Origin of the sequence: Streptomyces sp. NPDC085524 (genome assembly GCF_044541755.1) — a bacterium.
GTDB lineage: Bacteria > Actinomycetota > Actinomycetes > Streptomycetales > Streptomycetaceae > Streptomyces.
On sequence record NZ_JBITTH010000015.1, the window covers coordinates 96,600 to 118,450 of the forward strand.

Annotated in this window: 15 protein-coding genes; 8 read left to right on the forward strand and 7 right to left on the reverse strand. The window is 74.3% G+C overall.

Annotation, left to right across the window (positions count from 1 at the left end):
- Positions 1-6: 6 nt before the first annotated feature.
- On the reverse strand, positions 7-507 hold the full coding sequence (locus ACIGFK_RS23470; protein WP_376656827.1) for an NUDIX domain-containing protein: 501 nt from the start codon (positions 505-507) through the stop codon (positions 7-9).
- A complete protein-coding gene (locus tag ACIGFK_RS23475) occupies positions 504-2,240 on the reverse strand; it encodes a BCCT family transporter (protein ID WP_386464190.1) in 1,737 nt (578 codons plus the stop codon). The genes ACIGFK_RS23470 and ACIGFK_RS23475 overlap by 4 nt, the downstream gene beginning before the upstream one ends.
- A 143-nt stretch (positions 2,241-2,383) precedes the next feature.
- Between ACIGFK_RS23475 and ACIGFK_RS23480 the strand changes: the two genes are divergently transcribed.
- Positions 2,384-3,532: a glycerate kinase gene (locus ACIGFK_RS23480; protein WP_376656825.1), complete on the forward strand. Its 1,149-nt coding sequence runs from the start codon at positions 2,384-2,386 to the stop codon at positions 3,530-3,532.
- A 64-nt stretch (positions 3,533-3,596) separates the two neighbouring features.
- Here the strand turns inward: ACIGFK_RS23480 and ACIGFK_RS23485 are convergent, their stop codons facing one another.
- Positions 3,597-4,175, reverse strand: coding sequence for a cysteine hydrolase family protein (locus ACIGFK_RS23485; RefSeq protein WP_376656824.1), 579 nt, complete (start codon positions 4,173-4,175; stop codon positions 3,597-3,599).
- Between the two features lie 376 nt (positions 4,176-4,551).
- Here ACIGFK_RS23485 and ACIGFK_RS23490 point away from each other — a divergent pair, with 376 nt between their 5' ends.
- The gene (locus ACIGFK_RS23490; RefSeq protein ID WP_376656823.1) at positions 4,552-5,547 is read left to right on the forward strand and encodes a GlxA family transcriptional regulator; all 996 of its coding nucleotides are present in this window, start codon (positions 4,552-4,554) and stop codon (positions 5,545-5,547) included.
- Positions 5,544-8,333: a SpoIIE family protein phosphatase gene (locus ACIGFK_RS23495; RefSeq protein WP_386464186.1), complete on the forward strand. Its 2,790-nt coding sequence runs from the start codon at positions 5,544-5,546 to the stop codon at positions 8,331-8,333. Before ACIGFK_RS23490 ends, ACIGFK_RS23495 begins: the two co-directional genes overlap by 4 nt.
- Positions 8,334-8,475: 142 nt before the next feature.
- Here the strand turns inward: ACIGFK_RS23495 and ACIGFK_RS23500 are convergent, their stop codons facing one another.
- Positions 8,476-10,554, reverse strand: coding sequence for a SpoIIE family protein phosphatase (locus ACIGFK_RS23500; protein ID WP_376656821.1), 2,079 nt, complete (start codon positions 10,552-10,554; stop codon positions 8,476-8,478).
- Positions 10,555-10,720: 166 nt separating this feature from the next.
- On the opposite strand from ACIGFK_RS23500, the gene ACIGFK_RS23505 reads away from it, so the two are divergent.
- The 5 genes from ACIGFK_RS23505 to ACIGFK_RS23525 all read left to right on the forward strand — a co-directional run bounded on the left by ACIGFK_RS23505 (position 10,721) and on the right by ACIGFK_RS23525 (position 18,063).
- On the forward strand, positions 10,721-11,674 hold the full coding sequence (locus tag ACIGFK_RS23505; RefSeq protein WP_376656820.1) for a hypothetical protein: 954 nt from the start codon (positions 10,721-10,723) through the stop codon (positions 11,672-11,674).
- A gap of 68 nt (positions 11,675-11,742) precedes the next feature.
- A complete protein-coding gene (locus ACIGFK_RS23510; protein ID WP_400053434.1) occupies positions 11,743-14,208 on the forward strand; it encodes an AAA family ATPase in 2,466 nt (821 codons plus the stop codon).
- Positions 14,094-15,824, forward strand: a complete 1,731-nt coding sequence (locus ACIGFK_RS23515; RefSeq protein WP_400053436.1) for a hypothetical protein — start codon at positions 14,094-14,096, stop codon at positions 15,822-15,824. The genes ACIGFK_RS23510 and ACIGFK_RS23515 overlap by 115 nt, the downstream gene beginning before the upstream one ends.
- Before the next feature lie 6 nt (positions 15,825-15,830).
- Positions 15,831-16,982 (forward strand): trypsin-like peptidase domain-containing protein, encoded by a 1,152-nt coding sequence (locus ACIGFK_RS23520; protein ID WP_376656818.1) that lies wholly within the window; start codon positions 15,831-15,833, stop codon positions 16,980-16,982.
- 1 nt (position 16,983) lies between these two features.
- Positions 16,984-18,063 (forward strand): trypsin-like serine peptidase, encoded by a 1,080-nt coding sequence (locus tag ACIGFK_RS23525; RefSeq protein WP_386464179.1) that lies wholly within the window; start codon positions 16,984-16,986, stop codon positions 18,061-18,063.
- 15 nt (positions 18,064-18,078) lie between these two features.
- Here the strand turns inward: ACIGFK_RS23525 and ACIGFK_RS23530 are convergent, their stop codons facing one another.
- The 3 genes from ACIGFK_RS23530 to ACIGFK_RS23540 all read right to left on the reverse strand — a co-directional run bounded on the left by ACIGFK_RS23530 (position 18,079) and on the right by ACIGFK_RS23540 (position 21,539).
- On the reverse strand, positions 18,079-18,930 hold the full coding sequence (locus tag ACIGFK_RS23530; protein WP_386464176.1) for a sulfurtransferase: 852 nt from the start codon (positions 18,928-18,930) through the stop codon (positions 18,079-18,081).
- A gap of 45 nt (positions 18,931-18,975) precedes the next feature.
- Complete coding sequence (locus tag ACIGFK_RS23535) at positions 18,976-20,328, reverse strand: rhodanese-like domain-containing protein (protein WP_386464173.1); 1,353 nt, start codon at positions 20,326-20,328, stop codon at positions 18,976-18,978.
- An 89-nt stretch (positions 20,329-20,417) separates the two neighbouring features.
- The gene (locus ACIGFK_RS23540; RefSeq protein WP_376656814.1) at positions 20,418-21,539 is read right to left on the reverse strand and encodes a sulfite oxidase; all 1,122 of its coding nucleotides are present in this window, start codon (positions 21,537-21,539) and stop codon (positions 20,418-20,420) included.
- Between the last annotated feature and the right edge of the window lie 312 nt (positions 21,540-21,851).

Genomic DNA, 21,851 nt, shown 5'->3' on the forward strand with positions numbered 1-21,851 from the left:
GCCGTGTTATGACGCGGACGGGTGGCGGCCGTTCTCCAGCTCCACCGTGCCCTCGCCCGACTCCAGGACGCGGCAGGCCTCTTGGGCGCGCCGTCCGAGCGCTCCGGGGAGGTGGGCGGTGAGTTCGGCGGGCTCGACGAGCTTCCAGGAGAGCAGTTCCTCCTCCTGGAGCTTGACGGAGGCCAGTTGCTCCGCGGTCAGCACTCCGCCGTCGTAGAGGTACGCGACGAGCGGCGGGCGGCCCGCATCCAGCGACCAGTCGACGGCGAGCAGCCTGCCGAGCGGCACGTCGATGCCGATCTCCTCGGCACTCTCGCGGCGGGCGGCCGTCCGCGGGGACTCGCCCCGGTCGGACTCGATGGTGCCGCCGGGCAGGGCCCAGCCCTCGCGGTAGTTGGGCTCGACGAGCAGAACCCGTCCGGAGGCGTCCCGGTAGAGGGCGGCCGCTCCGGCCAGCACCCGGGGCAGGCTCGCGATGTAGGTGGCGAAATCATCGGTGGTGGTCACCGAGCCACCCTATCCGGGCCCCCCGGAGCACCCGTCCCGCCGTCGTCCCGGGTCCTGGACTCGGCGACGCGCCGCAGTCTCGGATGGCGGGCGGCGTTCTGTTCGGTGAGGGCGTCGCCGACCATGGCGCGGACCGCGTCCCGCATGCCGTGCAGGGCGTGGTGGCGGGCGGGGCCCGCTCCGGGGTCCTCGCGGAGTTCCCTCAGCAGGGCCCAGCACAGCAGCATCATGACGACGACGAAGGGCAGCGCCACCAGGATGGTGGCCGTTTGCAGGGATTTCAGGCCTCCGGCGACGAGGAGCACGGCGGCGACGGCCGCCATGAGCACGCCCCAGGTGACGACCAGCCAGGTGGGCGGGTGCAGCGAGCCGCGGCTGGTCAGGGAGCCCATCACCAGCGAGGCCGAGTCGGCGCTGGTGACGAAGTAGGTCATGACGAGGAGCATGGCGACCCAGGAGGTGAGGGTGCCGAGCGGGAGCGCGTCCAGCATCGCGAAGAGCGAGGCCTCCGTGCCTTCCTTCATCGTGGCGGCGAAGTCGACGGCGCCCGTGGAGTCGAGGCGGATGGCGGTGCCGCCCATCACGCAGAACCAGACGACCGTGGCCCCGCTGGGGACGAGCAGGACGCCGATCAGGAACTCTCGGATGGTGCGGCCGCGGGAGATGCGGGCGATGAAGGTGCCCACGAAGGGGGCCCAGGAGAGCCACCAGGCCCAGTAGAAGATCGTCCACGCGCCGAGCCACTCGGAGTCGGTGAAGGCGCCGGTGCGGGTGGCCATGGGCAGGAGCTCGTGGAGGTAGCCGCCGACGCTTGCGGGGATCACGTCGAGGACGTAGACGGTCGGGCCGAGCACGAAGACGAAGAGCATGAGGGCGGCGGCGAGCACGATGTTGATCGTGCTCAGCCACTTCACCCCCTTGTGCAGGCCCGAGAAGGCGGAGAGCACGAACGCCGCCGAGAGCGAGACGATGATGATCAGCTCGACGGAGGTCGAGTCCTCGATGCCGGTGGTGATGTTCAGGCCCTTGGAGACCTGGAGCGCACCGAGCCCGAGGCTGGTCGCGGTGCCGAAGACGGTGGCGAAGACCGCGAGCAGGTCGATGGCCTTGCCCGGCCATCCGTTCGCCCGCTCCTCGCCCATCAGGGGGACGAAGGCCGAGCTGAGCCGGTTGCCGCGGCCCTTGCGGAAGGTCGCGTAGGCGAGGGCGAGGCCGACGATGCCGTAGATCGCCCACGGGGTGAGCGTCCAGTGGAAGAAGGAGTACTCCATCGCCGAGAGGGCGGAGGCGCCGGTGGCCGGGGCCGCGCCGGAGGCCGGCGGCGGGATCAGGTAGTGGGTGAGCGGCTCCCCCACCCCGTAGAACATGAGGCCGATGCCCATGCCGGCGCTGAACATCATCGCGATCCACGCGAGATTGGTGAACTCGGGCTCGGAGTCGTCCCGGCCGAGGCGGATGCGCCCGAAACGGCTGATGGCGAGCACGACGCACATCACCAGGAAGACGTCCGCGGCGATCACGAAGAGCCAGGCGAAGTTGTCCAGCACCCAGGCGAGCGCGGTGCCCGACGCCCTGTCGAAGGAGCCCTTGGCGAGGGCCGCCCAGGCGACGACGGCCAGCACGGCGATCACCCCGATGGTGACGACCTGCCGGTCGGGGGTGCCGTCCACAGGGGCGTCCGGTCCCCCGACCGGTCCATCCGGACGTGCCTGTTCCAGTGATTCCGCGCTCATGCGGCCACACTATGCAGGCGTATATCCGTATTTAGGGGCATGGCACGCCGTGTGTGTCCCAGGCCACTCATGGGCATAGGAGGATCCTCCGGATAAGCTCATGGGGGCGCGACTGCACTGTTCGATAGCAAGGGAATAGCAAGGTGACGGACGGAGCAGTAACTGAGGCCGCGCGCGTGCTCATCGCCGCGGACAAATTCAAGGGCTCGCTCACGGCCGTTCAGGTCGCGGAGCGGGTGACGGCGGGCCTTCGCAAGGCCGTACCGGACGTGGAGATCGAGACGCTCCCCGTCGCGGACGGCGGCGACGGCACGGTCGCGGCCGCTGTGGCGGCCGGTTTCGAACGCCGCGAGGTACGGGTCACCGGACCCCTCGGCGACCAGGTCACGGCTGCCTTCGCGCTGCGCGGGGGCACTGCGGTGGTCGAGATGGCGGAGGCCTCCGGGCTCCAACTGCTGCCGGCGGGCACCTTCGCCCCGCTGACGGCGACCACGTACGGCTCGGGCGAGCTGCTGAAGGCCGCGCTGGACGCGGGCGCACGCTCGATCGTCTTCGGCGTGGGCGGCAGCGCCACCACCGACGGCGGCGCCGGCATGCTGGCGGCGCTGGGCGCGGTGTTCCTGGACGCGAACGGCGAACCGGTCGGTCCGGGCGGCGGCGCACTGGCGCAGCTGGCCTCGGCGGACCTGTCGGGCATCGACCCGCGCTTCGCCGAGGTCGACTTCGTGCTGGCCAGCGACGTGGACAACCCGCTGACCGGCCCCAAGGGCTGCGCGGCGGTCTACGGCCCGCAGAAGGGCGCGACGCCGCAGGACGTGGCGACGCTGGACTCGGCGCTGGCGCACTACGCGTCGGTGCTGGAGAAGTCGATCGGCTCGAAGGCGGCCGAGCTCGCGGCCTCCCCGGGTGCGGGCGGCGCGGGCGGCATCGGCTACGGCGCGCTGCTGCTGGGCGCGAGCTTCCGTCCGGGCATCGAGCTGATGCTGGAGGTGCTGGGCTTCGCCCCGGCGCTGGAGCGGGCCACCCTGGTCATCACCGGTGAGGGTTCGCTGGACGAGCAGACCCTGCACGGCAAGGCCCCGGCCGGTGTCGCGGCGGCGGCGCGGGCCGCGGGCAAGCCGGTGGTGGCGGTCTGCGGGCGCCTGCTGCTGAGCCAGGAGGCACTGGAGGGGGCCGGCATCCGCAAGGCGTACCCGCTGACCGCCCTGGAGCCGGACCCGGCGAAGTCCATCCCGAACGCGGGTCCCCTGCTGGAGCAGGTCGCGGCCGACATCGCCGCCGACGTCCTCTGACCCTGACGGTCCCGAGGCCCGGTACCCCCCCGACGGGGGTGCCGGGCCTCTGCCGCGTCCGGGGTCAGGCCAGGAGCTCGGCCGTGGTCACCACCCGGGCGAAGCCGCCGCCCTGGAGGTTGACCGCGGTGGCCGTCGCCAGCTGGTCGGCGGTCAGGGAGACCCCGTCCGGCCCCTTGAGGTCGAAGGTGTGGGTGGCGTCCAGCGGGACCAGGACCTCGTAGCCGAGGTTCCCCGCCATGCGGGCGGTGGTCTCGACGCACATGTTGGTCTGGATCCCGGCCACGACCAGCTGGCCGATGCCCTGGGCCTTGAGCCACTCGCCGAGGTCCGGGCTCCCGTAGAAGGCGGAGTTCACGGTCTTGGTGACGAGGAGGGACTCGTACCGCCGCTCCTCGACGAAGTCCTTGAGCGCGTAGCCGGGGTGCTCCGCGGCCAGCACGGATCCCGGGCGGAGGGAGGCGTGCTGGACGAGCACGACGGGGCGGCCGGCCGCCTGCCAGGCGTCCATGAGGGCGGCGATGTTCGCCTCGGCGGCCGGGTTGTTCCTGGGCCCCCAGAAGGCGGCGTCGTCGAAGCCCTTCTGCACGTCGATGACCAGCAGGGCACTGTTGGGGGCGATCTCGATCGCGGTGTTCGTCATGGCTCCATGCTGGTCGCTGCGCGGGGCGGGCCACAGGGGTGCCGCTGACCCGAACCGATGAGATCCTGCCACCCTGGCAGCCGTCGGGGCGCCCGCGCGGCCTCACCCCGCGCCGTCGGGGCCGGGTGTGCGGCGGGGCGCCCCCGCAGGCCGTCGAACGCAACCACCGCTCTCCCGTCCGACCCCTGGAAACGTTCGACGGCCGAGGAGGTGCCCCGCCGCGCGCCCGGCCCCGGCGGCCCCCTCGCGTGCGGGCCGCCCCGGGGTGCCGCTGCGCGGAGCCTCTCCCCGCCCCGCCCTTCCACCGTTCCCCGGGGCGGAGTCCCGGTGGCGGCGCGGCCGCCGGACCGCCGGGAGGCCCTGGCAGGATGGCGGGATGCAGCGTGTCGCCGTCCTCGTGCAGCCCGGCATCCGCAGTTTCGACCTCGCCGTCATCACCGAGGTCTGGGGACCGGACCGCACCGCCCTCGGGGTGCCCGGTTTCGAGCTGCGCCGGTGTGCCGTGGAGCCCGGGGCGATCCCGCTGCCCGGCGGGCTGAGCCTGGCCCCCGACCGCGGGCTCGACTGGCTGGCCGGAGCCGACCTGGTGGTCGTGCCCGCGCTGGCCGATCCGGGGGATCCGACGCCCGAGCCGGTCCTCGCCGCGCTGCGGGCCGCGCACGCCCGCGGGGTGCCCGTCGCCGCCCTGTGCGCCGGCGCGTTCGTCCTCGCCGAGGCGGGGCTGCTGGAGGGCCGCCGGGCGGTGACCCACTGGTCACTGGCCCCGCACCTCGCCGCCCGCTACCCGGGGATCGTCGTGGAGGACGCCCCGCTCTACGTCGAGGACGACGGGCTGTGGACCTCCGCCGGGGTCGCCTCCGGCATCGACCTCTGCCTGCACCTGGTGCGGCGCGCGCACGGCGCCGAGGCGGCCGCCGCCATCGCGCGGTCCATGGTGACGGGCCCCTTCCGCGCCGGGGAGCACGCCCAGTACCTGGACCGGCCCGTCCCGGCCGCCGACCGGACGGCCGAGGCGCTGGCCGCCGTACGGGAGCGCGCGCTGCGCTGCCTCGACCAGCCGCTGGACGTGGCCACCCTGGCCCGCTGGGCCGGCATGGCCCCCCGTACCTTCGCCCGCCACTTCGTCGCCGCCACCGGCACCACACCGCACCGCTGGCTGCTGGACCACCGGCTGGACGAGGCCCGCAAGCTCCTGGAGCGCACCGACCACCCGGTGCCCGAGGTGGCCCGACGCGCCGGTTTCGCCAGCGAGGTGACCTTCCGCCAGCACTTCACCGCGTACGTCGGCCTCGGTCCCCGCGCGTACCGTGCCGCCTCCGTGGCCGCAGCAGCCGCTCCAAACACCCGGGAGAGTGTTAGAAAGGGCTCATGACCGGACGTTTTGGTCGCCAGCCGACCGGGAGGGACTCGCGCCTGTCCGCGCGCCTGTCCCGGTGGGTGCACAGCGTCGCCGGTCAGGTCTTCACCCTGCAGGCGGTGATCGTGCTGCTGCTGATCACCGCTGCCGCGTCGGCCCTGGTGATCCAGGCCCGGTACGACACGGAGCGCGACGCCCGCAACCGCTCCCTCGCCGCCGCCGAGGCGTTCGCGCACGCCCCCGGGCTGCCGGCCGCCCTGAAGTCGGCCGATCCGACCGGCGCCCTCCAGCCCCTGGCCGATGCCGCGCGCAGGGCCTCGGGAGTGGACTTCATCGCCGTCATGACCCTCAAGGGGATCCGCTACACCGATTCGCGTCCCGAGCTGATCGGGAAGCGCGCTTCCGGTGACATCGCCCGCGCCGCCGCCGGCGAGTCCTTCACGGAGACGTTCCGGGGCGAGCCCAGCGACGCCGTCCGCGCCGTCGTCCCGGTGCGGGACGCGAGCGGGACCGTGGTCGGCCTGGTGGGCACCGGCATAGAGGTGCAGAACGTCACGGACGCCGTGGAGGGCCAGCTGCCCCTGCTGCTCGGCGCGGCGGCCGGTGCGCTGCTGCTCGGCACGGGCGGAGCAGCCCTGGTCAGCCGGCGGCTGCGGCGCCAGACCCGCGGGCTGGGAGCGGCCGAGATGACCCGGATGAACGAGCACCACGAGGCCGTTCTGCACGCCGTCCGCGAGGGCGTGCTGATCATCGGCCCCGACCACCGCCTCGACCTCGCCAACGACGAGGCCCGCCGCCTCCTCGGCCTGCCGCCCGACGCCGAGGGGCAGCATGTCGAGGACCTCGGCCTCGACCCGCGCACCGCCGAGCTGCTCACCTCCGGCCGGGCCGCGACGGACGAGGTGCTCCGGGCGGGCGACCGGCTGCTCGCCGTGAACGTACGGCCCACGAAGCCGTACCGGGGCCGCCCCACCGGCACCGTCACGACCCTGCGCGACTCCACCGAGCTCGCGGCGCTCTCCGGGCGGGCCGAGGAGGCCCGCAGCCGGCTCCAGCTGCTGTACGACGCGGGGGTGCGGATCGGCACGACCCTGGACGTGGTGCGCACCGCCGAGGAGCTGTCGGAGGTCGCCGTCCCCCGCTTCGCGGACTTCGTCACGGTGGAGCTGCTGGAGCCGGTGCTGCGCGGTGACGAGCCGCTGGCGGCCGGTGTCTACACGGAGATGCGCAGGGCGGCCATCACGGGAGTGCGCGACGACTCCCCGCTGCAGCCGGTCGGCGACGTCATCCAGTTCGTGGTGCCGACGGCGCCGATGGCGGCGGCCCTGGACGCCGGGCACGCGGTCCTGGCGCCCGACCTGAACGCCGCCATGGGCTGGCGGGCCGGTGACAGGGTCGGCACCCGGGAGGCCCTGGACTACGGGCTGCACTCGCTGATCTCCGTACCGCTCCAGGCGCGCGGCGTCGTGCTGGGCATGGCGAACTTCTGGCGGGCCGCCGACACCCCGGAGGCCTTCGACGAGGAGGACCTGTCCTTCGCGGAGGAGCTGGGGGCCCGCGCGGCGGTCTCCATCGACAACGCCCGCCGCTTCACCCGTGAGCACGCGACGGCCGTGACGCTCCAGCGCAGCCTGCTGCCCCGGGTGCTTCCGGACCAGAGCGCCGTCGAGGTGGCCTTCCGCTACCTGCCGGCGCAGGCGGGGGTGGGCGGGGACTGGTTCGACGTGATCCCGCTGCCCGGGGCCCGGGTGGCGCTGGTGGTCGGCGACGTCGTCGGGCACGGGGTGCACGCGGCGGCGACCATGGGGCGGCTGCGGACCGCCGTGCACAACTTCTCCACCCTGGACCTGCCGCCCGACGAGCTGCTCGGCCACCTGGACGAGCTGATCAGCCGGATCGACCAGATCGACAACGGGGGCGACGGGCAGGTTGCGGACGGCGAGGGCGATGGCGAAGGGCTGGGCGAGCGAGCCGGAGTCACCGGCGCGACCTGCCTGTACGCCGTCTACGACCCGGTCTCCGGCCACTGCGTGATGGCCAGCGCCGGACACCCGGGGCCCGCGCTCGTCCACGCCGACGGGCGGGTGGAGTTCCCCGAGCTGTCCGCCGGGCTCCCCCTCGGCGTGGGCGGCATGCCCTTCGAGAGCTCCGCGCTGCAGCTTCCCGAGGGCAGCCGGCTCGTGCTGTTCACCGACGGGCTCGTGGAGGACCGCGACCGGGACTTTGACACCGGCCTGCACCTGCTGGCCGAGATCCTCTCCCGGCCCGGCCGCGACCCCGACCAGGCCTGCTCCGACGTACTGGCCGCGATGCTGTTCCCGGTACCGAGCGACGACATCGCCCTGCTGATCGCGGACACCCGGCGGCTGGAGGCGGACCGGATCGCCGAATGGGAGGTGCCGGGCGAGGCCTCGGCCGTCTCCCGGGTGCGCAACGCGGGCGCGGCGCAGCTCACCGCCTGGGGCCTGGAGGACATCTCCTTCACCACCGAGCTGATCCTCAGCGAGCTGATCACCAACGCGATCCGGTACGGGAGCGCGCCCGTGCGCGTGCGCCTGCTGCGCGACCGCAGCCTGGTCTGCGAGGTCTCCGACGGCAGCAGCACCTCACCGCACCTGCGGTACGCGGCCACCACCGACGAGGGCGGGCGCGGGCTGTTCCTCGTCGCGCAGTACGCCGATCGGTGGGGCACCCGCTACACCGACCGGGGCAAGGTGATCTGGGCGGAGGTGCCGCTGACCGGGGGCAAGGAGCCGTCGGCGCCGCTGGACCTGGACGCGCTGGAGGACCTGGCCTGGTGACCCGCGTCCCGCGAGGACGCCGCGGGCCCGCAGCACGCGGACGCGAACGGCCCGGATGCGGGCCGCGCGGACGCACACCGCCCGGAAGCTCCCCGCGCGGGAGCGCACCACGCGGACCGCGCGGACGCACCCCGCTCAGGGCTCAGACCGGCCGGGCGCGGGCCAGGAGTACCGCCACGTCGTCCTGCGGGGCCACGGGCAGCAGGCTGCCGAGGATCCCGTCGCAGAGCTCCTCCAGCGGCCGGCCGGCCCGCCGCAGGGCCGCGGCCAGCTGGGCCATGCCCTGGTCGAGGTCGCGGTCGCGGGCCTCGATGAGCCCGTCGGTGTAGAGCACGAGCAGGCTCCCCGGGGGCAGCCGCACCTCCTCGGTGCGGAACTCCTGGCCGCCGCCCGGGCTCGTGCCGGTGCCCAGCGGGGTGCCGGGCGGGCCGTCGAGGAAGGTGACGGTCCCGTCCGCGGCGACCACGGCGGGCGGCGGGTGCCCGGCGCGGGCGACCACGCAGCCGTTCGTGGCCGGGTCGTGGACGGCGTACACGCACGTGGCCATCTCGTCCGCGCCCAGCTCGGCCACGACGGCGTCGAGCGAGCGCAGCAGCCGGTCCGGGGGCACGTCGTGGCGCGCGAGGGTCCGTACGGCGGTGCGCAGCTGGCCCATGACGGCGGCCGCGTGGATGCCGTGGCCCATGACGTCGCCGATGACCAGTCCGGTGCGCCCGCCGGGGAGCCGGATCGCGTCGAACCAGTCCCCGCCGACGTCGTGGTCGCTGGCGGGCAGGTAGCGCCCGGTGAGTTCGAGGCCGGTGACCTCGGGCAGCGGGCTGTTGGTGAGGCTGCGCTGGAGGGTGAGGGCGGCCCGGCGCTGGGCGGTGAACATGCGGGCGTTGTCGATGTTGAGGGCGGCGCGGGCGACCAGCTCGTCGATGAGTACGCAGTCCTCCTCGTCGAAGGGCTCGCGGGTGCGCAGCCGGGTCACGGCGACGGCGCCGAGGACCTTGCCGCGGGCGACGAGCGGGACCATCCGGGCCGAGCCGAGGGTCGCGAGGTAGCCGCGCAGGGCGTCCGCCCGCGGGTCGGTGATCAGCGCGGGGACGTCGGAGGCGTAGAGGGCCATGGGCCGCCCCTCCGTGATGACCTTCTCGTACACGCTGTCCACGGGGAGCTGGAAGGTCTGTCCGGCGGCCAGCTTCGCGGTGGGGGCGGCCGGGTCGGGGAAGACGGCGGCGAGCCGGCGCAGGACGCCCCGGGAGGATCCGGCGGCGGCGGTGTCGTCGGGGTCGAGCACGGCCACCAGCAGCTGGACGTCGGCCGAGTCGGCGAGCTGCGGTACCAGGACCTCCGCGATCTCCTGGGCGGTCTGGTGCAGGTCCAGGGTGGTGCCGATGCGGGTGCCGGCCTCGGCGAGCAGGGCGAAGCGGTGCCGGGCCCGGTCCGCGGCGGCCTGGGCCCGCTGGCCCTCGGTGATGTCGATGAGGGAGGCGATCAGGCCGAGGCGCCGTCCGGAGCCGTCGAGCAGGGGTGCGTAGGAGCAGGACCAGGTGTGGTCGTGGTCGGGGTCGGAGGGGGTGCGCCCGGTGCGGCGTACGTCGACGACGGCGGTGCCGCGGTCCAGGACCTGCTGCATCGTCGCCTCCAGCGCGGTCGCGTTGACCCCGGGCACCACCTCGGTGAGGCGTTTGCCGAGGTGCTCGGCGGCGGAGACGCCGTTCATCCGGGCCAGGGCGTCGTTGACCCGCAGGAAGCGCAGGTCGGGGCCGAGGGTGGCGAGGCCGATGGGCGACTGCGTGAAGAGGCTCTGCAGGGTCGCGAGGGAGTCGCGCATGTGGAGGACCTCGGAGGTCTCCACGGCGACGAGCATGGCGCCGGTACGCCCTTGCGGGTCGGCGGCGGGCACGATCCACATCTCCATCGGGACGCGGTGCCCGTCGCGGTGGCGCACGGGCAGGGTGCCGATGACCGTCTCGCCGGCCTGGACGCGCCGGGTCAGCTGGCTTGCGAGTTCGTGGTTGGCCTCGGGGACGAGCACCTCGGAGCCGATGAGGCCGATGATGTCCTCGGGGCGGTGTCCGAGCAGGTCCTGGGCGGCCAGCGACCACTCCACGACCCGTCCGTCGGCGTCCTCCCGCCACAGGGCGATCGGCAGCAGCTCGCGCAGCACGCCCGCGTACCCGACAGCCGCGGCCGGCTGGTCCGGCACCTCGCTCGCCGACTGGTACGTGTCCAATGCACCAACCTCACCCCGGGGGGCCCGATTCCTACCGATTCACCCTATCCGAGCCATGGGCGGGGGGCTCTGCGTCGGACGCACCCCTGTACACGGTCTCGGCCGTTCGGGTGGCGCGGGGCGCGCCGGGCCGACGGGGAGGCTCCGGGCGCGGTATGTCCCTGTCATGACCGACGCCACGATCGTCTACGTCCACGGCAACGGGAACAAGGTGCGCAAGGAGCTGCTGAAGTCCCAGTGGGACCGGGCCCTGTTCGGCACCGACATGGGGAACGCCTCCCGGATGGCCTACTGGGCCCCGCTGCGGTACGAGGACCCGCTGCCCGACGACGAGCCCGACCCCCTGGCCGGCGGCCCGGCGCCGCTGGAGGAGCTGGCGGAGCCCGGGCCGGCCCGGACCCCCGAGGAGTTCATCGAGCGCACGCTGGACGAGGCCCGCCTGGAGTGCGGCTCGCTGCCGGAGGGGCCCGCGGACGGGAGCCCGGGGGCCGTGGCGGGCGGGGAGCCGCTGGCCGGGTGGCTCGCGAAGATGACGTACTCGGCGGAGACCCTCGACCGGAGTCCCGTCACCGGTGACCCGCCGGACCTGCGCGAGGCGCTGCCGCTGCCCGGGTTCCTGCGCACGCCGGTCTTCGAGCGGCTGGTGGACCTCACCTTCAAGGACGTCCACGCGTACTTCTTCGGCGGGGTCGGCGAGGCGATGCGGGACGTCGTGCGCGCCGAGCTGGCGGCGGTGGGCGAGGGGCCGCTCGTCGTCCTCGGGCACAGCCTCGGCACGATCATCGCGTACGAGGTGCTGCGCGAGGCACGACGGGACGTCAGCCTGTTCGTCACGGTGGGCTCCCCGCTCGGCATCACCGAGATCCAGGACCTCCTCGCGCACCCCACGGCGGTGCCCGCGGGGGTGGCCGCCTGGTCCAACGCCTCGGACCTGCGGGACCTGGTGGCGCTCGACCACTGGCTGCGGCCCGAGTACGGACCGCCCGCCCTCGTCACCGACCACCTGGTGGTCAACGACAGCGGCAACCACCACGGCATCCGCCAGTACCTGGCCACCGAGCCCGTCCGCGCGCAGGTCAGGGCCGTGTTCGGCCGTCTTGCGACCGGCGGGGGCCGATGAAACCATGAGGGGTATCAACAGTCCGTCTTCCCGCTCCGCAGTGGCGGCCGCGGCTGTGCAGGTGCGCTATGTCGCTCACCGATACCGAATGGGACCTCGTCACCGAATGGGTGCGGGACTACCTGTTCCTCGAAGGTGAACCGCGCCCCCGTCTCCTCCAGTTCGGCTTCTCCCGGGAGTTCGTGGGCGGCATCCGCTTCGGCGGATCGAGCAGCGAACACGCCGTGGCCCTGGTCAGGGCCGTGCGCAACGACGGCGTGGGGACGCAGCGGCTGCTGCTCGACGCCCTGGGCCGGCTCGACTCGCTGACCTCGCTGCCCGCCGGAGAGGTGGTCCTGCGGCTCGAACGGCAGCTGGAGGACGCCGCCGAGCTGCACGAACCGCCCCGCGACCACTATCTGACGAGCGTGCTGCGGGGCGGGGCCGAGGTGTTCATCGACCGGGCCGATCTGCGCGCGGGCCTGCGGGAGTTCGCGGAGGACCCCGAGAAGACGGTCCTGGTGGTCGACGGCGACCCGGACAGCGGGCGTTCGTACTCCTACGCCCTGATCCGGCACCTGGGCGCGCACTGCGGGTTCCGTCCGGCCAGGGTGACCCTGAGCCGGACCTCGACGGCGGAGCAGGTGGTCCAGCGGCTCGCCGAGTTCGTCGCGGACGCGCAGGACGGCATCTCACCGTTGAATCCGACACGGTTGAACGATCCACTGCCCTCGATCGAAGCGGCCGTGCACCGCATCGTCAGCCAGGCCACCTCCGCCGAGGAGCGGTTCTGGCTGGTCCTGGACGAGTGCGACAAGCTCGACGTCAACTCCGACGTCTGGGACTGCATCGGCAAACTCGCCCTGACGATCTACGAGCACACCCCGGTCGGCCCGCACAGCGCGCCCCGGCTCGTCCTGCTCGGCTATTCCTCCACGATGCGCCAGCTCCCGTACGAGATCCGCAAGAACGAGGTGCGCAACACGGCCCGGGTCGCCGGGGCGGAGGACCTGCGGCAGTTCTTCGGCGAGTTCTTCGCACAGGCCCCGCCGCCCGCCGGGCGCCCGCCCCCGGACGGGCCGGGGACCGCGGCCCTGGTGGAGGCGGCCGTCCCCGCCGTCCTGCGGGCCGGCGCGGCACCCGGCCCGGACAGCTACATGCGCAAGGTCTGCACCGCGGCCGAGGACACGGTCCGCCTCTACCGCTCCCTCGCCCCCGGCGAGGACTTCGCGGCGCTGCTGCGCGAGCGGCTCTCGGACGCGGCCGCCGCTCCCGGGCCCGCTCCGGTGACGGGCCCGCGCCGGGCGTACCGGGAGGCCGCCTGCCTGCTCGGCCGGTTCGACCCCGCGCGGCTGCGGCTGCCCGGCGAGGAGCGGCCCTCCGGGCAGGCCGTCCTGGAACTGGTGCAGGACTGCCGGGCTGCGGGCACTCGCGACACCCTCGCCTGGACGCTCGATCCGGAGGTCCGCGACGCCGCGCTGAGCGGGCTGGCCGGTCCGCAGGCCGCGCACCTCGCGCTGCTGGCCAACGCCGAGCAGATCCCGCCCGGCCCGTGCCCGGAGCGCACCGCGCTGGCCTACCTCGGGGGCGCTCCCCCGGACCTTTCCGGGCAGGGAGCGGACGAACTGCCGCACGTGCTGCGGGCGGTGCTGTGGCTCACCCGGATCCCGGGCGTCACCGGCGTCCCCGAACCGGCCGTGGTCCAGCGGCTGCTGGAGCGGGCGCGGCTGCTGCAGCCGCTGGAGCGGCTCGTACGGGACTCCTTCCAGGGGCGGGCCGGGGAGCTCGCCGAGCTGCGCGCCTACGTCGACTCCGCCCCCGGCGCCCCGGAGGTCCCGGTGCTGGTCCACGGGCTCGGCGGGATCGGCAAGAGCACCCTGCTGGCGAAGCTGCTCCTGGACAGCCTGCGCGATTCCCCGGCCCGCTTCCCCTTCGCCTACGCCGACTTCGAGCGGCCCACCCTCTCGGTCCACGAACCGGCCACCCTGGTCGCGGAGATGGCCCGCCAGCTCGGCATCCAGTACCCCCGCCACCAGGAGGAGTTCAACGCGCTGGCCCGGGAGTGCGAGGAGACCGCCGGCACCCACCGCGCCGAACAGGGCGCGGTCGACGAGCTGTACGGGCTCTCCACCACGCGGGCCACCCTGGGACGGCTGTCCTCCTCGGGGGTGCACGCGCTGGCCTCCGCGCGCGAGGCGGATCTGGCGCGGCGCCTCGCGCTCCTCGTCGTACGGGCCGTGGAGAGCCCGCCGGGGCAGCCGGAGCCGCCGCTGGTGCTGGTCATCGACTCCTTCGAGGAGGCCCAGTACCCGGCTCCCCCGAACTCGGCCGGATGTGGGCCGTGCACTCCGCGCTCCGGGAGGTCCACCCGAGGCTGCGGACCATCGTCTCCGGCCGGCTCCCGGCGCCGCACCCGGCCCGCCCGGTGCAGCCGCGGACGATGGAGCTCGGCGACCTCGATCCGGCGGCCTCGGTGGCCCTGCTGGTGTCCTGCGGGGTCACCGACGGGCGGCTCGCGGAGGAGCTCGCCGCGCGGGTGGGCGGGCATCCCCTGAGCCTGAAGCTGGCCGCGCGGGCGGCGGTGCAGGAGGGCGGGGAGGCGGAGCCGGAGGCGCTGGGCGAGCTGATCGGGAGCCTGCCGGCCAGGCGCCGGCGCTTCTTCCGCAAGGTCGACCGGCTGCTGATCCAGGGGACCCTGTACGAGCGGATCCTGCGCAGGATCGGCGACGGGCGGGTCCGGGCGCTCGCCCAGGGCGGCCTGGCCCTGCGGACCATCACTCCCGGGCTGATCCGCGAGGTCCTCGCCGGGCCGTGCGGGCTGGGGGAGCTTCCGGACGGGGAGGCCGAGCGGCTGTTCGGGCTGCTCGCCCGGCTGGACCTCGTGGAGGACACCGGTCCGGGCGCGCTGCGCCACCGCGCCGACCTGCGGGCGATCATGCTGCGGCTGGCCGACCGGGCCCGGACCGACCTGATGCGGGCGGTCGGGACGCGGGCGGTCGCGTACTACGCGGTCCGCGAGGGGCCGCAGGCGCGGGCCGAGGAGATCTACCACCGGCTGCGGCTCAACGAGAGCCCGCGCACGGTGGAGCAGCGCTGGCTGCCCGGAGTGGAGCGGTTCCTCGACGGGGCGGACCAGGACATGACCGCGCGTTCCGCCGCGTACCTGACCGGGCACCTGGGCGGCCACACCCCGGACGCGGTGATCGCGGAGGCCGACCAGGAGGACTGGGAGCGGATCACCGCCCGCGAGGTGGAGGACCTGCTGTCGCAGGAGTACGCGGGGGCGGCGGCCGCCCGGCTCGCGGAACGCCGGCCGTGGACCCCGGGGAGCCCGCTGCACCCCCTGTGGGTGGAGACCCTGGACCGGCTGGGCCGCCGCGCCGAGGCCCGGGCCGCCGCCGACGCGGCGGTGGAGGGCGCCGACCGGGCGGGCTTCCCCGAACTCCAGTTGGAGCTGCTCCTGCTGTCGGCGCGGCTCGCGCAGGAGGACGGCGACCTCGCCGCGGCCGGCGCCGACCTGGTCGAGGCCGAGGAGATCGCCACGGACCTCGGCCGGGACTTCGAGGCGCTGGGCGCGCTGCTGGCCCGCGCCCGGCTGGGGGGTGGCTCCGAGGACCGTGACACGGAGGCCGGTGGCAGGCTCGCGGAGCGGCTGCGGCGGCTGACGGACGCCGAGCTGGCGCGGCAGCCCGCGCTGGTGCGGGCGGCTGCCGCGGAGGTCTCCCGGGAGCACCCGCGGGTCCTGGAGCGCACGCTGGACGTGGTGGGCCTGCCGGATACGGAGGAGGGCGTACTGGACACCCTGGCGGAGGCGATCGGCCGGGCCGTGGCCCGCCGGCCGGAGCTGCGCGGCGCCCTGCTTGACCTGCTGGAGGAGGCCGTGGCCCCGCCGGACGGGCCGCGGGCGCGGGCGAGCAGCGGCACGCACGCCGGGATGGCCGGCATCCTGCGCGAGGCCCGCCGGCGCGGCACGCTCGACCCGCTCGCACGGCAACTGCTGGACCTCGACGACCGCAGCGGCACCCTCGCGTCCGGCGTGGCCGCGGCGATGGGCTCGGGCACCCCCGGCACCGCCGTGCCCGCGGCGCACGCACCCGCACCCGAATCCGCACCCGCACCCGCACCCGCGGAGCGGACCCCGCACGAAGGGAACGGCCACAGAGCGGCCTGACGGACCATGAGCGACCCGTACCTCACGCCGGACGACATCGTGCGGCTGCGCGACACCGCGGTGGAGCAGGGGCTGACGGACCCGGCGCTCCGGCGGCTGCTCTTCGAGGGCATCCTGCCGAAGTACCGGGGCTCCCTGCCGCTGCTCGCGGCGCCCGGCCCGCAGGTCCAGTCGGACCTGAACGAGATGAACCGGGTGGAGCGGCTGATCGACGGAACGGTGCCGCTGGCCGTGTGGCTGCGCAACGCCGCCGACCAGCTGACCGACGCCGCCGCGCGGGACGTCGTACTGGGGGCCCTGGACCGGGTGGTGCGCGACGCGGCCGGCGAGCCCGACGTGGCTCCCGACGTCCCGACCGGCGAGACCAAGGAGGAGATCGTCTTCCGGGACGACACCGTGCCGTTCGGCTTCCTCGGCGGCGGCGCGCTGGCCGGTGCCTCGGTGGCGCGCGTCAAGGTCCTGCCGTACGAGGGCGGGGCGCTGCTCCGGCCGGTGGCGCTGCCGCACAACGGCACGGGCTGGCTCATCGCCCCCGGGCTGCTCGTGACCAACCACCATGTGGTCAACGCCCGCAAGCGCACCGCCGAGGAGCGCCGGGTGGCCGGTCCGGCGGACCTCCAGCTCCAGGCGCAGGGCTCCCGGTCCCGCTTCGACTACGTCGGCGAGGACGACACGGACGGCGAGGAGGCGCGGGCGAGCGGACTCGTGGCCTGGGACGAGGGGCTCGACTACGCGGTGCTGCGGCTGACCGGGACCCCGCCCCGGCCCTGCCTGCGCGTGGCCACCGAGCCGCTGGCGGTGTCGGCGGACACGCCGGTGGCCGTCAACATCATCCAGCACCCGGGCGGGGAGCCGAAGCGGATCGCGCTGCGCAACAACCTGGTGTTCGAGACGGACGAGCGGGACGTGCGCTACTTCACCGACACCCGCGGCGGCTCCTCCGGCTCGCCCGTGCTGACCGACGACTGGACGGTGGTGGCCCTGCACCGCGGGACCCGGCGCGTCTCGGACGTCAGCTTCCAGGGCAAGACCACGGCGTTCGTGAACGTCGGCACGCAACTGAGCGCGATCATGGGCCACTTGCGGGAGCACTTCCCGGAGGTGCACGCCGAGATAGCGGCGGCCCAGTCGGCGCTGGCACGGCCTCAGGAGGTGTGAGATGCGCGGTGGATCACCGGTGGCGACCGGGCCCGAGCAGGTGTTCACGGAGGACCTGCGGGCAGTCGCGGAGCGCGTGCGCGGGCTGCTGGAGGCGGAGGTCCCGGAGTCCGAGGAGGAGTTGCCCGCGCGGGAGGCCTCGGCCGCGCACATCGGCCGGGCGGCCCGGGAGGAGCGGGCGAAGGTGCTCGCGGCGGGGGTGCGCGGGCTGGAGAAGCTGGCCGTCGGCCGCTCCGGGGACGTCGACGAGGACGAGTACTTCGGCGTCGAGGCGATCGTCCTCCTCGAAGGCAGGCCCGCGATCCTCGTCCAGGGCCAGGACTTCGCCCCCCAGCAGGGCGACTGGGCGCTGCTGGACGGGCAGCGGGCAGGCATCCGCCGGTCGATCGCGCGCGTCGGCCGGGTGGAGGTCTCCGGTCACGCCGGACTGGACTGGCTGGGCACCGGCTTCCTGGTCTCGCCGTTCGCCGTGATGACCAACCGGCACGTCGCCGCCGAGTTCGCGCACGCGGACGGCCGGGGCGGTTTCGCCTTCCGGCAGGGCATGGGTGCACGGATCGACACGGCGGAGGAACTGGGCGCGCCCGCCGCCGACGGCTCGTTCGAGTTCGACGTCACCGAGGTGCTCGGCATCCACCGGGACGTCGACATGGCCCTGCTGCGGGTCTCCCCGGCGAGCAGCGGCGGGGACGCGCTGCCCTCCCCGCTCGCGCTGGCCGCCGACGCGCCGCCGGACCTGGCCGGGCGGCCCGTGTACGTGGTCGGCTACCCGGCGGCGGACGGCCGGCGCAACGAACCGGCCGCCATGAGCCGCATCTTCATGGACGTCTACAACGTGAAGCGGCTCCAGCCCGGCACGGCGACCGCGCTCCTGCCCGATGCGGACGGGGCCGGGTTCACGATGACCCACGACTGTTCCACGCTGGGCGGCAACAGCGGCTCCCCGGTCTTCGACCTCGCCGACCACCGGGTGCTCGGCCTGCACTTCGGCGGCAGGTTCGGCTCCGCCAACTACGCCGTGCCGCTGTTCGAGCTGACGGACGATCCGCTGCTGGAGCGGGCCGAGGTCAACTGGGTGTGACGGGCCGGCCGGGGTTCAGCCGAGGGCCACGGGGGCCTGTACCAGCGAGCCGTACTCGGTCCAGGAGCCGTCGTAGTTCTTGACGTCGGGGTAGCCGAGCAGTTCGTGGAGGGCGAACCAGGTGTGCGAGGAGCGCTCGCCGATCCGGCAGTAGGCGATGACCTCCCGGTCCGGGGTGATGCCCTTGCCGAGGTACAGCATCCGCAGCTCGTCGGCGGACTTGAAGGTGCCGTCGTCGTTGGCCGCCTGCGCCCAGGGGACGTTGGCGGCCCCGGGGATGTGTCCGGGGACCTGCGCCTGTTCCTGCGGCAGGTGCGGGGGCGCCAGCTTCTCGCCCCGGTACTCCTCCGGCGAGCGGACGTCGACCATGTGGACCCCGCGGCCGACGCACTCCAGCACCTCGGTGCGCATCGCTCTGAACTGCGGGTTCTCCTGACCCGTCACCGTGAAGTCGGTGCGCTCGTAGGTGGGGGCGTCCCGGGTCGTCTCCCGGCCCTCCAGCTCCCACTTCTTGCGGCCGCCGTCGAGCAGCTTGACCCGGTTGAAGCCGCGCAGCCGCATGATCCAGTAGGCGTACGCGGCGAACCAGTTGTTGTTGCCGCCGTAGAGGACCACGGTGGTGTCGTAGCCGACCCCGGCGTCGGCGAGGAGCTTCCCCAGGGCCTCGCGGTCCAGGTAGTCCCGGCCCACGGCGGTGTGCAGGTCGGTGGTCCAGTTCCAGCCCACGGCGCCGGGTATGTGGCCCTGTTCGTAGGCGGTGGTGTCCTCGTCCACGTCGATGACGCGTACCGTCCGGTCGTCCAGGTGCGCGCCCAGCCACTCGGTGTCCACCAGGGTTTCCGGATGGGCGTATCCGTTGCCGCTCATGGTCCGCTCCTCTCGTGTGCGTTCCTCTCGTGTGCGTTCCGTTCGTCACGCGTGCGGCATCAGGTCCTGTACGCCGCCGTGGATCACCGCGGTCACGGGGATCCCGGCGCGGTCGAGCAGCCCGGCCGCGATCGTCGCGCGCCGGCCGGTGCCGCACACCACGTGGACCTCCCGGTCCCGGGGCAGCTCGCCGAGCCTGTGGGGCAGTTCGGCGAGCGGTATGCAGAGCGTGCCGGGGGTCCCGCCCTCGTGGCGCTCGGGGCGGACGTCGAGCAGGTACCGCCCGTGGAGGCGGCCGGCCAGTTCGGAGGCGTCCGCGGTGCGGAAGGAGCGCAGCGGGCGGCCGGCTGCCTCCCAGGCACCGATGCCTCCCGCCAGGTGGCCGGCGACGTCCTCGTAGCCGATCCGCAGGAGCTGCGTCATCGCCTCGCGGGCCGCGTCCTCCTCCGGCTCCGGCAGGACCAGGACGAGGCGGGTGCCGAAGGGCACGATCTCGCCGACCAGGCCGGCGAAGCGCTCGTCCAGCTCGTCGCAGAGCGAGTCGGGCAGGTGGGCGGCCGCGAACTCGGCGCGCCCGCGCCCGTCGACGATCTGCGCGCCGCCGCCGGCCAGCCCCTCCACCACGGCCGGGGTGAGCGGGCGGGGCTCGGGCGGGCCGCCCAGCACGTGGGGCCCCCGGCGGTTGATCGGCGCCATGTGGCGGTAGTAGGCGGGGTACGGCGGCAGGCCCGTGAGCCGCCCCCGGACGAACTCCTCCTCGTCCCGGGTGGCCAGTACGGGGTTGGTGCGCCGTTCCGCGCCGACGGTGCTGGTCCGCTCCCGCGCCACCGGCCCGGCCGCGCAGGAGCTGCCCGCGCCGTGCGTCGGGAGCACCCGGGTGTCGTCGGGCAGCAGCGCGAGGCGGCCGAGGGTGCGGAACTGGGCCCGCGCGAGTTCCTCCGTGCGGCCGGGACCGGCGAGGTCGGTGCGGCCCGCGTTGCCGACGAGGAGGCTGCCTCCGGTGAAGACGGCGGTGGGCGGCAGGTCCGTGTCGTCGAAGACGAGGTACGAGGTGTGCTCGGCGGTGTGGCCGGGGGTCTCCATGGCCCGCACGGTCGCGTCGCCGACGGAGATCTCGTCGTCCTCGGCCAGCGCCAGGTGCTCGAAGGCGTACGGTGCGCGGGCCGGGCCGGCCACCGTGGCGCCGGTCGCCGCGCGGACCTCCAGGGCGCCGGAGACGTAGTCGTTGTGCACGTGCGTCTCGAGCACGTACCGGATCCGCACCCCCCTGGACGTACAGGACTCCAGCAGTCCCCAGCTGTCGCGCTGCGGGTCGACCAGGGCGGCCTCGTCACCGCTGACGAGGAGGTAGCTGGTGTCGCCGAGCGACGCGGTGGTCATGACCTCGATCTCGCTCATATCCCTCACCGCCACGGGGACCGGCGTGCGCGGCCCCTGATCCGGTCCCCGGGTGCCCCCTCCGGGCGCCCGGGGGTGCTGCGGACGCCTCAGACGACGACCACTTCGACCCAGGACACCGGGTTGCAGCCGTAACCCCGGGCGTTCCACGGCGCCCGCGGCGGCTGGGTGTCGCCGTGCTCGTCGGTCGCGCGGGCCAGCAGCCGGTACGGGCCGGGGCGCCGGGGTGTCCACCGGTAGGACCAGCCGGTCCAGGCGTAGGGTCCGGGCGGCGGTTCCAGGACGGCGTCGTTCCAGTCCCGGTCGCCGAGCCGGCCGAGGTCGCCCTGTCCGCCGCGGGCGTCGTCGCCCTCGTACGCGGCCCTGACCTCGACGCGGCGTACGGACACGCCGTCGCCGGACCAGGCCCGGCCGCGTACGAGGATCTCGTGGCCGCGGCGCACGGCGGTGTCCGGATCGGGTTCGGTGATGAGCGACTTGACCCTGACCGTGGTGACGGGGCCTTCGGGGGTGCCGCGCGAGGCGGTGTAGACGTACTCCTCGGCCTGGAAGACCCCGGCGAACGGCTCCGTCACGGCCCGGGCCCCCACCAGCCACTTCACGTCGGCGACCGCGTACCGGCCGGGGACCACCAGGCGGACCGGCGCGCCGTGCTCGGGCGCGAGCGGTTCGCCGTTCATGTGGGTGACGAGGAGGGTGTCCGGGTGGAGGGCGGCGGGGAGGGGCAGGCTGCGCTCGAAGGGCGTGGGCAGGCCGTGCACGGTGCCGGAGTCGGCGCCGGTGAAGACGATCTCCACGGTGGCCGGCCGGATCCCGGCGCGGGCGGCGAGGGCGCGGAAGGGGACGCCCGCGAAGTGGGCGCAGCCCACGGCTCCCAGGCTCCAGGGCAGGCCCGGCGGACGGGGAGTCATCAGTGCGCGGCCGTTGCCCGCGCACTCCAGGACGGCGTCGAGTTCCCGGCGCTCCAGCCCGAGCAGCTCCTCGTAGCCGATCTCGAAGGGCGTGGCGACCGCGCCGCCGAGGCGCATGCGCCACAGCTGGGGCGTGGTCTGCGGGATGCCGAAGTGGTCGCGTACGAAGAAGGCCCCTGCGGGCGTGACGGGCTCGAGGAGGGCGGCCGTGGGTGTCTGCGCGTTGTACGGATCGGACGTGACCGTGTCGGGTGCCCAGGCCGTCGCTCCGGGTCCGTGCGAGATCGACCATGCGGTCATGGCAGCACCTTCGTTCGGGCTCGTTTCCGAGCACGACGCAGATCTCTTTCAGCTTACGTCCGGGAACCCCTTGACTCTGGACAAATAGGGAGGAAACTCATCTTTACACCGGATCACCGGAAAGAGCCGCAGCCGCCCTCTGGAGACGTTCAGAGGCCCGCGTGACCCTTGTCCAGGCTCTGGCCAGGCCCCCGGCGGACCGCGTTCGACCATGGGAGCCACCTGCGACGGCGGATGGCTCGTGGAATCGACCGGACTGCCGGGGACTGCCCTTGTCCGGGGCCCCGGCGACGACCGGCCCCCCGGCACGGC